The 13,436-nt window shown below is 65.5% G+C and carries 14 protein-coding genes; 7 read left to right on the top strand and 7 right to left on the bottom strand.

Features of this window, described 5'->3' with window-relative positions:
- Positions 1 to 15: 15 nt before the first annotated feature.
- From PMO31116_RS04950 to PMO31116_RS04960, 3 genes are read right to left on the bottom strand one after another with little or no spacing between them, the layout of a single operon-like run.
- A complete protein-coding gene (locus tag PMO31116_RS04950; protein WP_150565738.1) occupies positions 16 to 678 on the bottom strand; it encodes an amino acid ABC transporter permease in 663 nt (220 codons plus the stop codon).
- Positions 668 to 1,339 (bottom strand): amino acid ABC transporter permease, encoded by a 672-nt coding sequence (locus PMO31116_RS04955; RefSeq protein ID WP_150565942.1) that lies wholly within the window; start codon positions 1,337 to 1,339, stop codon positions 668 to 670. Before PMO31116_RS04955 ends, PMO31116_RS04950 begins: the two co-directional genes overlap by 11 nt.
- A gap of 29 nt (positions 1,340 to 1,368) precedes the next feature.
- A complete protein-coding gene (locus PMO31116_RS04960; protein WP_150565739.1) occupies positions 1,369 to 2,229 on the bottom strand; it encodes a transporter substrate-binding domain-containing protein in 861 nt (286 codons plus the stop codon).
- A gap of 190 nt (positions 2,230 to 2,419) precedes the next feature.
- On the opposite strand from PMO31116_RS04960, the gene PMO31116_RS04965 reads away from it, so the two are divergent.
- Positions 2,420 to 3,292: a LysR family transcriptional regulator gene (locus PMO31116_RS04965; RefSeq protein WP_150565740.1), complete on the top strand. Its 873-nt coding sequence runs from the start codon at positions 2,420 to 2,422 to the stop codon at positions 3,290 to 3,292.
- 170 nt (positions 3,293 to 3,462) lie between these two features.
- Here PMO31116_RS04965 and PMO31116_RS24250 read toward each other — a convergent pair whose 3' ends face one another.
- Entirely contained in the window at positions 3,463 to 3,591 is a 129-nt protein-coding gene (locus PMO31116_RS24250) for a hypothetical protein (protein ID WP_281350098.1), read from the bottom strand.
- Between the two features lie 193 nt (positions 3,592 to 3,784).
- Here PMO31116_RS24250 and PMO31116_RS04970 point away from each other — a divergent pair, with 193 nt between their 5' ends.
- A complete protein-coding gene (locus tag PMO31116_RS04970; protein WP_150565741.1) occupies positions 3,785 to 5,101 on the top strand; it encodes an MFS family transporter in 1,317 nt (438 codons plus the stop codon).
- A 62-nt stretch (positions 5,102 to 5,163) separates the two neighbouring features.
- Here PMO31116_RS04970 and PMO31116_RS04975 read toward each other — a convergent pair whose 3' ends face one another.
- The 3 genes from PMO31116_RS04975 to PMO31116_RS04985 form a co-directional block, all read right to left on the bottom strand.
- Positions 5,164 to 6,072 carry a LysR family transcriptional regulator gene (locus PMO31116_RS04975; RefSeq protein ID WP_150565742.1) on the bottom strand — a complete coding sequence of 303 codons (909 nt, stop codon included), beginning with the start codon at positions 6,070 to 6,072 and terminating at the stop codon, positions 5,164 to 5,166.
- A gap of 55 nt (positions 6,073 to 6,127) precedes the next feature.
- Positions 6,128 to 6,709, bottom strand: coding sequence for a Holliday junction branch migration protein RuvA (ruvA, locus tag PMO31116_RS04980; RefSeq protein WP_150565743.1), 582 nt, complete (start codon positions 6,707 to 6,709; stop codon positions 6,128 to 6,130).
- A gap of 77 nt (positions 6,710 to 6,786) precedes the next feature.
- Entirely contained in the window at positions 6,787 to 7,737 is a 951-nt protein-coding gene (locus PMO31116_RS04985; RefSeq protein WP_150565744.1) for a LysR family transcriptional regulator, read from the bottom strand.
- Positions 7,738 to 7,955: 218 nt separating this feature from the next.
- Between PMO31116_RS04985 and gtdA the strand changes: the two genes are divergently transcribed.
- The 5 genes from gtdA (at position 7,956) to PMO31116_RS05010 (ending at position 13,256) form a co-directional block, all read left to right on the top strand.
- Complete coding sequence (gene gtdA / locus PMO31116_RS04990; protein WP_150565745.1) at positions 7,956 to 8,993, top strand: gentisate 1,2-dioxygenase; 1,038 nt, start codon at positions 7,956 to 7,958, stop codon at positions 8,991 to 8,993.
- A gap of 100 nt (positions 8,994 to 9,093) precedes the next feature.
- Positions 9,094 to 9,792 carry a fumarylacetoacetate hydrolase family protein gene (locus tag PMO31116_RS04995; RefSeq protein WP_150565746.1) on the top strand — a complete coding sequence of 233 codons (699 nt, stop codon included), beginning with the start codon at positions 9,094 to 9,096 and terminating at the stop codon, positions 9,790 to 9,792.
- Positions 9,793 to 9,801: 9 nt separating this feature from the next.
- Positions 9,802 to 10,443 (top strand): maleylacetoacetate isomerase, encoded by a 642-nt coding sequence (gene maiA, locus PMO31116_RS05000; protein WP_150565747.1) that lies wholly within the window; start codon positions 9,802 to 9,804, stop codon positions 10,441 to 10,443.
- A gap of 40 nt (positions 10,444 to 10,483) precedes the next feature.
- A complete protein-coding gene (locus PMO31116_RS05005) occupies positions 10,484 to 11,701 on the top strand; it encodes a 3-hydroxybenzoate 6-monooxygenase (protein ID WP_150565748.1) in 1,218 nt (405 codons plus the stop codon).
- A gap of 211 nt (positions 11,702 to 11,912) precedes the next feature.
- Positions 11,913 to 13,256 carry an MFS transporter gene (locus PMO31116_RS05010; RefSeq protein ID WP_150565749.1) on the top strand — a complete coding sequence of 448 codons (1,344 nt, stop codon included), beginning with the start codon at positions 11,913 to 11,915 and terminating at the stop codon, positions 13,254 to 13,256.
- The last annotated feature ends 180 nt before the right edge of the window (positions 13,257 to 13,436 follow it).

Genomic DNA, 13,436 nt, shown 5'->3' on the forward strand with positions numbered 1-13,436 from the left:
AATTCCGGGCAGGCGTCATACGTGCCGGGTACGTCGCCCGACCACGTTCTCGAGACGCCGCCCCACGCCGGCCAGCAAGACGCTGCTGGCCCAGTAGATCAACGCCGTCGTGCCGAGCACTTCGACGTAGGCGAACGTGTTTGCGGTAAGCAGATTGCTCTGGTAGGTCAGCTCCGGCAGGCTCATCACCGAGAAGATCGCCGAGTCCTTGAACATCATGATCACCAGGCTGGTCGTCGGCGGAATGAGAAAGCCGAACAACTGCGGCGCGACGATATGCCGCTGCGTCTGCCAATAGGTCATGCCGAGCGAGAGCGCCGCGTGGGTCTGCCCTCGCGCGACGCTTCTCAACGCGGCCCGGAGGATTTCGCAGAAATATCCGCCGGTGTAGAAGGCCGTGCAGCCCACCGCCACGGCCATGGCCGACGCGCTCACGCCTAGCTTCGGCAGACCGAAGAACGACAGGTAGACGAGGATCAGGTACGGGATATTGCGCACGAGTTCGACGTAGCCCAGCGCGACGGGACGCAGGATCGTGCGCGACTGCGCCGAATACGCGGCAACGATGCCGATCAGGATCCCCAGAGGAATGCCGATGACGCTCACGAGCGCCGTCACGCGCAGTCCTTCGAGCAGCACCGGGACCGCTTCCCTCACGATGGAAAAATCAATGGCCATGGGGCAGCATCCTCGAGACTCGGCGCTCGCATGCGCGCGAGACGGCCGATATGCAGAACAGCGCAATGAAATACACCGCGGCAGTAATCGCGAACACCTGTAGCGGCATGTCGGTCTGCAAGGTGGCGTTGCGCGCCACCGTGGCCAGCTCGGGCACCGCGATGATCGACATCAGCGACGACGCCTTGAGCAGGATCGTGAACTCGCTGGTGAGCGGCGGAATGGCACGGTAGATGACCTGCGGCAGGAGCACATGGCGCCAGACCTGCGTTGCGCGCATGCCCATCGCGTACGCCGCCGCTCGCTGCCCGTGCGAGAGCGTGCCGAGCGCGCCGCGCAGGATCTCGACGATGTATGCGCTCGTGTTGCACGCAAGCGCCGCAATGCCGGCCGTGATCGGCGAGATCGAGATATCGAACAGCGCCGGCACCATGTAGTACGCGATCAGCATGTGAATCAACGCCGGCGTGCCGCGGATCAGACTCACCCACAGCACCGCCACGGCACGCAGCGGTGCGATGGACGAGATGCGCATGAGCAGCAGCACGATCCCGAGTGCCAGGCCGATCGCGAACGCCGCGGCCGACGCCGCGAGCGTGATCGCCGTGCCCGATACGACGCCATCGAGGAATGGCGCCATCACGCCCGCCATGCTGCCCATGCCGAGCCCGTCGATCAGCGCCGCCGCCGTCAAATCGCCCCCTGCGGCAGATAGTTGTCGTGCGGCGTCTCCATCGGCGCACCGAACCACTTCTTCTGCAGTGCCGCGAGCTTGCCGCTCGCGCGGAATTCGTCGAACGAGTCGTTGATGAACTTGCGAATCTCGAGATCGTTCGGATTGGCGACCCACGCGAGCAGCTTGGGCTGCCCGATCGTTCCCGCGATGCGAAAGACATTGGGCTGCCGACGCATCTGGACGGCCGCAATGTTCGAGGGCATGAGCGCGACGTCGATAGTCTTGTTCGCCAAGGCGTTGGATACGTCCGGATAGGCCTGGAACAGGCGCGTACCGGCATAGCCTTTGCCCGTCTTCGCCTTGAGTTCCTTCTCGAATTCGTCGGCTACCGGCTGCGACGACGAGCCCATCTGCGTGCCGATGGTCTTGCCCGCGATGTCCATGTCCTGCTTGATGGCCGCGTCGTCCGCCCGCACCATCAGCACCGAGCGCACCACGCCGACCGGCTGGCTGAACGCAAAGCGCTTGGCGCGCTCGGGTGTGATACCCACACTCGTGGCCACGAAGTCGAACTTGTGCGACATGAGGCCGGGCAACAACCCCTGGAACGGCAGGTTCATCTGTTCGAGCCGAACGCCGAGTTTGGCGGCCATCAGCTCGAGCACGTCGTGTCCATACCCCACCACCTGCCCGTTTTCCACGAATTCGAACGGCTCGTAGGCCGCCTCGGTTCCCACGACGAGCTTGCCGCGCTTCTTGATGTCGGCGAGCGTGCCGCCTTCGGCGAAGGCCCGCGAGGAAACGGCCGGGAGGGCCAGTGCGGCGCCCGATACGAGCGTCGCCTTTACAAAGGATCGTCTGGAGCAGGTCTTCATCGCTTGCCTCGCGTGGTGTGGGTTTCGAGTCGTTCGGGCGCATCGTCGCGACGGGCCTCGTGAACCCAATGTATGCGGGCAAAAAGAGCATGAAAAATGATTTTTTTATTGGTATGGTTTCAAAAAACGAAACCTTTTGCGCATGCGCCGCCCGGCCGGTCTCCGGCGCCTGCCGACCGGGGAGCGGATCGTGGCGAATCGGGAATTCAATGAGCGCGACCTGCGCTCGTTGCGCATCTTCTGCGCCGTGGCGCAAGCCAGCGGATTCGCTGCGGCGGAAAAGCAGTTGAACATGTCCAAGGCGTCGATCAGTCGCCACATCCGGGACGTCGAGGAGACCCTTGGGGCACGTTTGTGCGAACGCGGGCCCTCGGGATTCGTGCTCACGCATGCGGGCAAGGTCGCGCTGGAACTGGCACGCGACGCACTGAAGTCGCTCGAGCGGATTCGGCCCGAGATCGACGCCGTGCGCGGCGTGCTCTCCGGAACGCTGTCCATCGGCATGGTCGAGCACATCGTGTCGGACGTCGGCTGCCACATCCCGGAAGCGCTCGCAGAGCTCAAGGCGCAGGCGCCGGACGTGAAAGTGGAACTGACCGTCATGACGTTCAACGAACTGGATCTCGCGCTACGTGAACGCCGCGTGCAGATTGCCATTCGCGGCATGTACCGGCGCGAGGCCGGATTTCGCTACCAGCCGCTGTTCATCGAACGTCACCAGTTGTATGTCGCGCGGCACCGTCTGAAGGAGGCCGCCGGACTGCCGCTCGTCTATCGGACGCAGCCGTTCGTGCACGAAGCGCTCAACGCGCTCGGCCTCGCACGCGGGCCCATGGCCTCGGGGCTCGAAGCGGTGGCGATGCTGGTGCTGTCCGGCCATTACGTCGGCCTGTTGCCGCAGTACTACGCCGCGTCGTTCGCGAAGCGCCATGCGCTCGTGCGCGTGCCCGGCGGGCCGGAGTACGAAAATGCCATCAGCGCGATTACCGAAGCGTCGCGCCCGAGAACGCGGGCGCTGGATCTCTTTCTCGACCTTCTGGCACAGTGTCATCGGCCGGTGTAAATGGGCAAGTTGTCTTTTGCCCGCCCCTCGGAGGATGACAGGCGAGCCCCGCGTGCCCCAAGATCGATCCCGGCGACGCATCAGCGCGGGTGGCCGTCGCCGACGGCTCTACCGTCGCGCTTCAGTTCGCCAAGGAAGACGACGGCGGCTGAGCCGGCGGGGGTATGCGATCAAAAATATTTTGGTGTTTTCTGCTTGCCCGTCGCGGTCACCGAAACAAGCGCCACGATCACGCGAACGCCCGCCCGGCGGGCGCCATCACCATGCTGCAACGCAACAATCGAGACGATTGTTTCCATATTCACAATAATCGAAACGCACTGCGGGCATTGTCTGTCCCCGTTCCGACCCGCTATAGTGGCCCCGCCCCCGCGACGCGTCGGCGCCTGCCTCCTTCATATATGAAATGTATATATGGGCTGGATGCGGCGAACCGCCGGTGCGTCATGTTGCAAACGCAGTAATTAACGCGATGCCCCATCGCCAGTAGAAATGAGAGACACAGCGACAACCCCCGCCGGAATCGACACGCCACCCACCCCCGAAGAAGTTCGCAAACGCGTTTTCGCGATCGTTGCGGCATCGTCCGGGAACCTGGTCGAGTGGTTCGACTTTTACATCTATGCGTTCTGTGCGATCTACTTCGCCCCCGCATTTTTCCCGAGCGCCGATCCCACGGCACAATTGCTCAACACCGCCGGGGTGTTCGCCGCCGGCTTCCTGATGCGCCCCATCGGCGGCTGGCTCTTCGGCCGTATCGCGGATCGCAACGGCCGCAAGAACTCGATGGTCATCTCCGTGATGATGATGTGCTTCGGCTCGCTGCTGATCGCGGCATTGCCGACTTACGCCAGTATCGGCACCTGGGCGCCCGCGCTGCTGCTGCTCGCACGCTTGCTGCAAGGCTTGTCGGTGGGCGGCGAGTACGGCACCACGGCCACGTACATGAGCGAAGTGGCGCTCAAGGGCCGCCGCGGCTTCTTCTCCTCGTTCCAGTACGTGACGCTCATCGGCGGACAGTTGCTTGCCGTGCTCGTGGTCGTGATTCTTCAGCAGTTGCTGTCCGACGCCGAGCTCAGGGCGTGGGGCTGGCGCATTCCGTTCGTGGTCGGCGCGGTCACGGCCGTCGTGGCGCTGATGCTGCGTCGCACGCTGCATGAGACGTCGACGAAAGCGAGCCGCAGCAACAGCGAGGCGGGCACGCTCGCGGGTCTGTTCCGTCATCACAAGGCGGCGTTCTTCACGGTGCTCGGCTACACCGCGGGCGGCTCGCTGATCTTCTACACGTTCACGACCTACATGCAGAAGTATCTGGTGAACACGGCCGGCATGCCGATCAAGACGGCCAGCTACGTGATGACCGGCTGCCTGTTCGTCTACATGTGCATGCAGCCGATTTTCGGCATGCTCTCGGACAAGATCGGTCGCCGCAACAACATGCTGTTGTTCGGCGCGCTCGGCGCGATCGCCACGGTGCCAATCCTGACCGCGCTCAAGACCGTGCAAAGCCCGACCGCCGCATTCCTGTTGATCTGCCTGGCGCTGGCGATCGTGAGTTTCTACACGTCGATCAGCGGTATCGTGAAGGCCGAGATGTTCCCCATCGAAGTCCGCGCGCTCGGCGTGGGCCTCGCCTACGCGGTGGCCAACGCCATCTTCGGCGGTTCGGCCGAATACGTGGCCCTCGGCCTCAAGAAGGCCGGCATGGAGCCGACCTTCTACTGGTACGTCACCGGCATGATGATCGTGGCGTTCCTCGTGAGCCTGCGCCTGCCCCGTCAGGCGAAGTACCTGCACCACGAGCACTGATCGCATTAGCCGGGGCGAGCGCTCGCTGCTCCGGCCTTGCGCTCGCTGGCTCGCTGGCGGTGTCAGGCGTCCTCGCCTGACACCTGTCGGGCGCTCTGCCAGATGGCGTCGAGCACGTTGTGCGGCTGGTGAGCGCGGCGATAAAGCGCGATGTCGAACCCGATCTGCCAATCCTTGCCGCCGACGATGGCCAGTGTGCCGCGTGCAACATCATCGGCCACCAGACGCTGAGGCAACCACGCAATGCCAGTGCCCCGACGTGCCATTGCCAGAATCGCCTCGTAGGAATCGGCCTGGTATACGGGCTTGAGCATCGGGCGGTTCGGCATCTCCGCGAGGTGGCGGGCCAGTACGGCGCGCAGCGTGAGCGTGCGCGTGAACGCCAGCCACGGAATCGGCGCCGGGCCGCCCGTCAGACGATATCTGGCGCGTCCCTTGGCGTCGAGGGCGCTGACCGGTACCAGCACTTCACGCGCCACGCTGAGCCAGTCGAACCGCTCCTGGTCGATGAGCAGCCGCGTGTGTGCGCTCGAATACACGATCAGCAGATCCACCTCGCCCGCCGCCAGTCGAAGAATCGCCTCTTCCGCCCCGCTCGTGGACAGCGTGGCGCTGAAGAAGCCGACGCGCGCGACCATCTGGTCGTACCAATCGGGGAAGAATGTCGCGGCGAGCGTGCGCCCGGTGGCGATTTTCAGATTGTTTTCCAGCGTTGGCGCGGCGTCCTGCAGTTGGGTGCGAGCGCTGTGAAGAATGTCGAGCGCGTTGGTCGCGGCGTCGAGAAATACGTTGCCGGCCGCCGTGAGCTCCAACGGCTTGCTGCGCTCGACGAGCCGGGTGCCCACCCATTCTTCCAGCGCGCGGATGCGCCGCCCGAAGGCCGGGTGCGTGACGAAGCGGTTCTCCGCCGCACGCGTGAAGCTGCGCGTTCGCGCGAGTTCGACGAAGTCTTCCAGCCATCGCAGTTGCATGTCGTGTCCTCACGCGATCGTCATGGCGGCGTCTTCTTCCCGCCCCGACCGAACCTCATGCCTTGGAGAGTGACTTGAGTGCGTGCTTGATGCCCTCCGATACGCCCGTGCCTTCGGGCACGGACTTGACGGCGGCAAGCGCTTCCTTGTCGGAATAACCCAGTGCGAGCAGCGCGTTCACGACATCGCTCTTGTGATCGTGCGGCGTGGCGACGCCGGCCACGGTGCCCAACTGCGCCCCGAGCTTCCCCTTGAGCTCGAGAAGCAGCCGTTCGGCCGTCTTCTTGCCGATGCCGGGGATCTTGGTCAAACGTCCCGATTCCTGCAGCGTCACGGCCTGTGCGATGTCCGCAACGCTCATGCCCGAGAGGATCGCCAGTGCGGTGCGCGCACCGACGCCGGAGATCTTGAGCAGTTCGCGAAACGTATTTCGCTCGTCGGGCGAGCCGAAGCCGAACAGCAGTTGGGCGTCCTCCCGCACGATGAACTGGGTGAGCAGCGTGACGCGCTCGCCGACGCCCGGCAAATTGAAGAAGGTGCTCATCGGCACCGATATTTCGTAGCCCACGCCCTGGCAATCGACCAGGATGTGCGGCGGATTCTTTTCCAGCAGCGTGCCGGAGATGCGGCCAATCATTGACGCCCCGAGAGAGTGACTTCGACAGGCGGCAAGTGTAGCAAACGGCCGCCCCCGGATCTCGGCGATCGATGGGACTACCGCAGTTCCATGACGCCGGTCACCGCGTCGCCGGTGGAGCGCGTGGCCGCACTGCGCAAGCACTCGAGGGCAGCCGCCACGGCCGCGCGGTTGGCGCCGTCGTCGCGCCAGTACATCGAGATCGCGCCGAATCCCGCCAGTCGCAGCGGCACGATCCGCAGCGCGCCGAGCGCCTGCAAGCGGCTGGCCGTGCGGTGCGACGCCAGCCCGATCATGTCGCTGTTGTTGAGCAGCGTCAGATTGAGAATCGTGGAGTTCGACTCCACCGTGTCGTTCGGCAGCGGATACCCGGCTTCGGCGAGCGCCGCCTCGAGCGCATTGCGTATCGGCGTGCCGCGCGGCCACACGACCCAGCGGTAGCGCTGAATGTCCTCCCACTGCACCTGCCCGAGCGAAAAGACCGGATGCCGGGCTCGCGCGACGAAGTGCAGCGGCTCCAGATAGAGCGCTTCGGCGCGCACGTTGCGATCCTGCAATTCCGGGGCCGAGCGCCCGACCACGATATCGATCTCGCTGTGCGCGAGCTGATTCATCAACCGGTCCATCGTGTTCTCGATCACGCGCGCCTGCACACGCGGCATGCGCTGCAGAAGCAGCAGCACGGCGAGCGGCACCGTGTCCGCCGACGACGCGCCCGACGTGCCGATCGCCACCAGACCGCTGCCGCCCTCGCGCATGGCGTCGAGATCGTCGCGCGCGGTATCGAGTTGCGCCTCGATGCGGCGCGCATGTTCGATCAGGGATTCCCCGTACACCGTCGGGCGCAATCCGCGCGCCTGACGCTCGAACAGTGGCAGCCCGATATCGTCCTCGAGATCCTTGAGCCACTTCGACAATCCGGGCTGCGTCGTGTTGAGCAGCGTGGCGGACTGGCTCATGTTGCCGGTCTCCGCGAGGGTCAGGAGCATCTGCAGGTTGCGCAGACGCAGGCGATGGGTCCAATCCATGCGCAGTCTCCGGGCACCCCCGGGGGCGCCCCAAAATCGTCTCGACCCATACGAATTTTCGTATGGATCCGATGATTATTTCATTTCAAAGAATATGTCTCGCCGAGTATAACGCTATCCATAGACCCGAAAGCCCGCCGCGCGCGCCCTGCTCGACACCGAGAAGACACAAATGCGGCGCCCGCCGACCGGGCCCCCTGCCACCTCCGGAGACAAGCATGTCCGAACGCGCCCCCAGCGCCGAGCGCGCTGCGTATTACGAGCACATCGGCCGCAACCACATGGCCCCGCTGTGGGAATCGCTGCACAGCCTCGTGCCCCCGCAACCGCGCCCGCGCGTGGTGCCCGCGATCTGGAAATACAACGAAGTGCGTCCGCTGGTTATGGAAGCCGGGCGAGTCATCAGCGCCGAGGAAGCAGTGCGGCGCGTGCTGATTCTGCAGAATCCGGGCACCCCCGGCTCGTCGAGCATTACCGGCTCGCTCTACGCCGGGCTGCAACTGATCCTGCCGGGCGAGATCGCGCCGAGTCACCGGCATACGCAGTCGGCGCTGCGCTTCATCGTCGAAGGCCGTGGGGCCTGGACCGCCGTGAACGGCGAGCGCACCACGATGCACCCGGGCGACTTCATCATCACGCCGTCGTGGACGTGGCACGACCACGGCAACCCCGCGGACGGCGAACCGGTGGTGTGGCTCGACGGTCTCGACATTCCGCTCGTCCAGTATTTCGATGCCGGCTTCGCGGAGAACTACCCCGAATCGCAGCAGCCCGTGCAGCGGCCCGAGGGCGACAGCTTTGCGCGCTACGGGTTCAACATGTTGCCGGTGCACCACAAGGTGAGCGATCCCACGTCGCCGATCTTCAGCTATCCGTACGAGCGCTCGCGCGAAGCGCTCGACACGCTGTACCGCAACGGCGAGCTCGATGCGTGGGACGGCATCAAACTGCGCTACGTGAATCCGGCCACCGGCGGCTGGCCGATGCCGACGATGGCGACCTTCATGCAGTACCTCCCGGCAGGCTTCCAGGGCAAGACCTATCGCAGCACCGACGCCACCGTTTTCTCGGTCGTGGAAGGTCGCGGCACGGTGCGCATCGGCGACGAGACGTTCCAGTTCGAGCCGCGCGATCACTTCGTCGTGCCGTCGTGGGCGCCGGTGCAGCTCGCCGCGCTCGAAGACGCCGTGCTTTTCAGCTACTCCGATCGCCCGGTACTTGCCGCGCTGAATCTGCTGCGCGAGTCGCGCACCTGAGTCAGCGCGCACACACGACACATCGGCCCCGCGGACATCGCACACGAAGCACGCGCAACGCGGCGCCCCGCTTTCCTCTTTATTCGTCGAGTCAAAACCTATGTCCTTCGTCTTCGCTCCGCCCGCCACCGTCGCCATTCCCGTTGTTGGCAGCAACGATCAGTTCGCCGTGCGCCGCGTGTACTGCGTCGGCCGCAACTATGCCGCGCACGCCCGCGAAATGGGCTTCGATCCGGACCGTGAACCGCCGTTCTTCTTCTGCAAGCCGGCCGACGCCGTGATTCCGGTGGCCTATGGCGAGACGCTCGAACTGAAGTACCCCGCGCAAACGAGCAACTACCACTACGAAGCGGAGCTGGTCGCCGTGATCGGCAAGGCCGGTTCGGACATCCCCCTCGAGCAGGCGCTCGAGCACGTGTGGGGCTACGCCGTGGGCCTGGACATGACGCGTCGCGACCTGCAAATGAAAATGCGCGAGATGGGCCGTCCGTGGGAAATCGGCAAGGCCTTCGACGCCTCGGCGCCGATCGGCCCGATCCACCCCGCCGCGAGCGTCGGCCATATCGAAAAGGCCGCGATTTCGCTGACGGTCGACGGGGTGCAGAAGCAGAAGAGCGACATCACGCACCTGATCTGGTCGGTGGCCGAAACGGTCTCGTATCTGTCGCAGTTCTTCCGCCTGGAACCGGGCGATCTGATCTATACCGGCACGCCGGAAGGCGTGGGCCCGGTCAAGGCGGGCGAGACCATGGTCACGGCCGTCGAAGGCCTCGGCGAGATCACCGTGCGCGTGGTCTGAGGCAAGGTCATGCAGCTCTACAGCTTTTTCAACAGCTCGACGTCGTATCGCGTGCGCATCGCGCTCGCGCTCAAAGGGCTGTCGTTCGACACCGTGCCGGTGAATATCCGTGTGGGTGAGCATCGCGCCGAAGCCTACGTGGACGAGGTCAATCCGTCGGCGACGGTGCCGGCGCTGGTCGACGGCGATGTGTCGCTCGGCCAGTCGCTCGCGATTCTCGACTACCTCGACGCAAAGTATCCGGGCACGCCGCTGATCCCGCGCGACATCGAGGCCCGCGCGCGCGTGCTGGAACTCTCGATGCTCATCAGTTGCGACATCCATCCGGTGAACAACCTGCGCGTCCTGAAGTACCTGCAGGGCCCGATGGGGCTGTCGGCGCAGCAGAAGGACACGTGGTACGCCCATTGGATCGCCGAGGGCATGGCAGGCGTGGAGCGGCTACTGGCAAGGCACGGCCACGGCAAGTGGTGTTTCGGCGATGCGCCGACACTCGCCGACGTGTGTCTGGTGCCGCAGATCGCCAACGCGCAACGCATGGGCTGCGACATGTCGGCATATCCGCGTGCGATGGCGGTATACGCCGTGGCGCAATCGCACCCGGCGTTCCTCGCGGCCGCCCCGAACCGCCAGCCGGATTATTCGGCCTGATCGACGTCCGCAACGGCTGGAAGGGCCGCAGGAGACAATCATGAATCAATCTCATCAACCCAAGGCCCTCGTCGTCGGCGGGGGAATCGGCGGCCTGGCCGGCGCCCTCGCGCTCGCCAATCAGGGCGTGCGCATCGAATTGCTCGAGCAGGCCGAAACGATTGGCGAGATCGGCGCGGGCATTCAGCTCGCGGCCAATGCGTTCGCCGCGCTCGACGCCCTCGGCGTCGGCGAAGCCGCACGTGGGCGGTCGGTCTTCACCGATCACATCACGCTTCGCGATGCCATCGATCGCAGCGTGATCGCGCAGGTCGACGTCGGCGCGCCGTACCGCGAACGGTTCGGTAACCCGTATGCCGTGATTCACCGGGCCGACATCCACCTGTCGATTCTCGAAGCGGTGCAACGCAACCCGCTGATCCAGTTCCGCACGGCCACGCGCGTGGTCACGCTGGAACAGGATGCGCACGGCGTGACGGTGATCGACCAGCATGGCGAGCGCCACACGGCCGACGCCGTGATCGGCTGCGACGGCGTGAAGTCCGCCGTGCGTGCCGTGCTGATCGGCGACGAGCCGCGCGTGACCGGTCACGTGGTGTATCGCGCCGTCGTCGACGTCGAGAACATGCCGAAGGACCTGCAGGTCAATGCGCCGGTCGTGTGGGCCGGGCCGAACTGCCACCTGGTGCACTACCCGCTGCGCGGCGGCAAGCAATACAACCTGGTGGTCACGTTTCACAGCCGCGAGCAGGAAGTCTGGGGCGTGCGCGACGGCAGCAAGGAAGAGGTGCTGTCGTACTTCCAGGGGATCGATCCCCTGCCGCACCAGATGCTCGATCGCCCGACGTCGTGGCGACGCTGGGCCACCGCCGACCGAGATCCGGTGGAGCAGTGGAGCTTCGGGCGCGCCACGATTCTTGGCGACGCGGCGCATCCGATGACGCAATACATCGCACAAGGCGCCTGCCAGGCGCTGGAAGACGCGGTCACGCTGGGCGCGGCGTATGCGGCCGCGAACGGCGATTTCGTCGACGCGTTCCGCCGCTACGAACATGCGCGCATTCCGCGCACCGCCCGCGTGCTGTACGGCGCGCGCGACATGGGCCGCGTGTACCACGCGAAGGGCGTCGATCGCTGGGTGCGCAACTCGCTGTGGAAAGGTCGTACGCAAACGCAATTTTACGACGCGCTGCAGTGGCTGCACGGCTGGCGCGCCGAGAACTGCCTGTCGCAAACGCCCTGGCTCAACGACGCCTGAGACGCACGACAGCCCGGCCCCAATCACCCCAATCACCCTGTAGTCACGTAGTGCCCTGGCGCGACATCCCCAACGACGTCGCGCCACCGCCCACAGCGTCACATGCCGCGACGCGGGGGCATGCGGTACCCATAACAACAAACACTGCAACGCGTTCGGCGATGTCGGCCTGTCGGCTGACAACGCCTCTGGCACCTTCGAGGAGACAACCATGCCAGCCACCCCCATCAACGTGACGGCATTCATCGACCGGCATCGCATTTCGCCGTTCCAGATGATGATCGTCGTTCTGTGCTTCCTGATCGTGGCCATCGACGGCTTCGACACGGCAGCCATCGGCTTCATCGCCCCCGCCATTCGTGCGGAGTGGTCGCTCACGCCCGCCCTGCTCGCCCCGCTTTTCGGCGCCGGGCTGGCCGGCCTGATGGCGGGCGCGTTCATCTTCGGACCGCTCGCCGACAAGTTCGGCCGCAAGACCATCCTGATCTTTTCCGTGATGTTCTTCGGCGTGGCCAGCCTCGCGTCGGCCTGGTCGACTGACCTGTGGCACCTCGTGGCCCTGCGCTTTCTCACCGGGCTCGGCCTCGGCGGCGCCATGCCCAACGCAATCACGCTGACCTCGGAATACTGTCCCGACTCGCGCCGCTCGTTCCTCGTCACGACCATGTTCTGCGGCTTCACGCTCGGCTCGGCACTGGGCGGCCTGGCGTCGGCGGGCCTGATCGAGACATTCGGCTGGCGCTCGGTGCTCGTCGCCGGCGGGGTCATGCCGATCGTGCTCGGCGTGGTGCTGATCCGCGCACTGCCCGAATCGGTGCGTTTTCTGGTGATGGCCGGCAAGTCGCCCGAGCGCGTGGCGGCCTCGCTCCAGCGCATCGCCCCGCATGAAGACCTGCGCGGCGCGACGTTCAACCTCGCGACCCGGCCGTCGAACACATCTCCCGTGGGACACCTGTTCAAGCCCGAACTGCTGCGCGGCACGCTGCTCTTCTGGGCCACGTTCTTCATGAGTCTGCTCGTGATCTACCTGCTGTCGAGCTGGTTGCCGACGCTGCTGCGCACGAATGGCCTGACGCTTCGCAACGCGGCTATCGTGACGGCCATGTTCCAGGTGGGCGGCACGCTCGGCGCCATCGTGCTCGGCTGGCTGATGGACCGCCTCAATCCGCACTACGTGCTGGCAGCGGCTTACGTACTGGCGGGCGTCTGCATCGCGGCGGTCGGACCACTGGCCGGCTCGCCGCTGCTCGCATCGGTCGCGGTGTTCTGGGCCGGGTTCTGCGTATCGGGCGGCCAGGTCGGCGCCAACGCGCTGTCCGCCGGCTTCTATCCGACGGACTGCCGCGCCACCGGCGTGAGCTGGGCCAACGGCGTCGGTCGCCTGGGATCGGTGGTGGGCTCGGTGGGTGGTGCCTCGATGCTGGCCATGGGCTGGTCGATGCCGGCGCTGTTCGCGGCCATCGGCGTACCTGCCGTGCTCGCCGGTCTGACGATGCTCACGCTGGGTCGCCTGCGCCACCGTCAGGCCACACTGGCCGTGGGCGCCACGGTCTGACGGGACGACAAGCTTAAACGTCCGCACGCGCCCCGGACAGCGTAGAAAAGCGTCGAGTCGTTTCGGCACACGCAACCACGACGCTTTCTCCCCGGCGGACGCCAGTCGCCATCCGCGCTGGCGTCCGCCTGATTTTTTGTGGCGTCGTCGGCGTCGGCCCCGCGAGCGGGGCGCGTGGCG

This window comes from Pandoraea morbifera (assembly GCF_902459575.1).
GTDB classification, from domain to species: Bacteria; Pseudomonadota; Gammaproteobacteria; order Burkholderiales; family Burkholderiaceae; genus Pandoraea; species Pandoraea morbifera.

Excerpts from the sequence above, each read along its gene's own strand:
- maiA (WP_150565747.1), top strand. The coding sequence starts at position 9,802 with ATGCAGCTCTACAGCTTTTTCAACAGCTCGACGTCGTATCGCGTGCGC.
- PMO31116_RS05010 (WP_150565749.1), top strand. The coding sequence starts at position 11,913 with ATGCCAGCCACCCCCATCAACGTGACGGCATTCATCGACCGGCATCGC.
- PMO31116_RS04975 (WP_150565742.1), bottom strand. The coding sequence starts at position 6,072 with ATGCAACTGCGATGGCTGGAAGACTTCGTCGAACTCGCGCGAACGCGC.
- PMO31116_RS24250 (WP_281350098.1), bottom strand. The coding sequence starts at position 3,591 with ATGGAAACAATCGTCTCGATTGTTGCGTTGCAGCATGGTGATGGCGCC.
- PMO31116_RS04985 (WP_150565744.1), bottom strand. The coding sequence starts at position 7,737 with ATGGATTGGACCCATCGCCTGCGTCTGCGCAACCTGCAGATGCTCCTG.
- PMO31116_RS04995 (WP_150565746.1), top strand. The coding sequence starts at position 9,094 with ATGTCCTTCGTCTTCGCTCCGCCCGCCACCGTCGCCATTCCCGTTGTT.
- PMO31116_RS05005 (WP_150565748.1), top strand. The coding sequence starts at position 10,484 with ATGAATCAATCTCATCAACCCAAGGCCCTCGTCGTCGGCGGGGGAATC.
- PMO31116_RS04960 (WP_150565739.1), bottom strand. The coding sequence starts at position 2,229 with ATGAAGACCTGCTCCAGACGATCCTTTGTAAAGGCGACGCTCGTATCG.
- PMO31116_RS04970 (WP_150565741.1), top strand. The coding sequence starts at position 3,785 with ATGAGAGACACAGCGACAACCCCCGCCGGAATCGACACGCCACCCACC.
- PMO31116_RS04950 (WP_150565738.1), bottom strand. The coding sequence starts at position 678 with ATGGCCATTGATTTTTCCATCGTGAGGGAAGCGGTCCCGGTGCTGCTC.
- gtdA (WP_150565745.1), top strand. The coding sequence starts at position 7,956 with ATGTCCGAACGCGCCCCCAGCGCCGAGCGCGCTGCGTATTACGAGCAC.
- PMO31116_RS04955 (WP_150565942.1), bottom strand. The coding sequence starts at position 1,339 with ATGGGCAGCATGGCGGGCGTGATGGCGCCATTCCTCGATGGCGTCGTA.
- ruvA (WP_150565743.1), bottom strand. The coding sequence starts at position 6,709 with ATGATTGGCCGCATCTCCGGCACGCTGCTGGAAAAGAATCCGCCGCAC.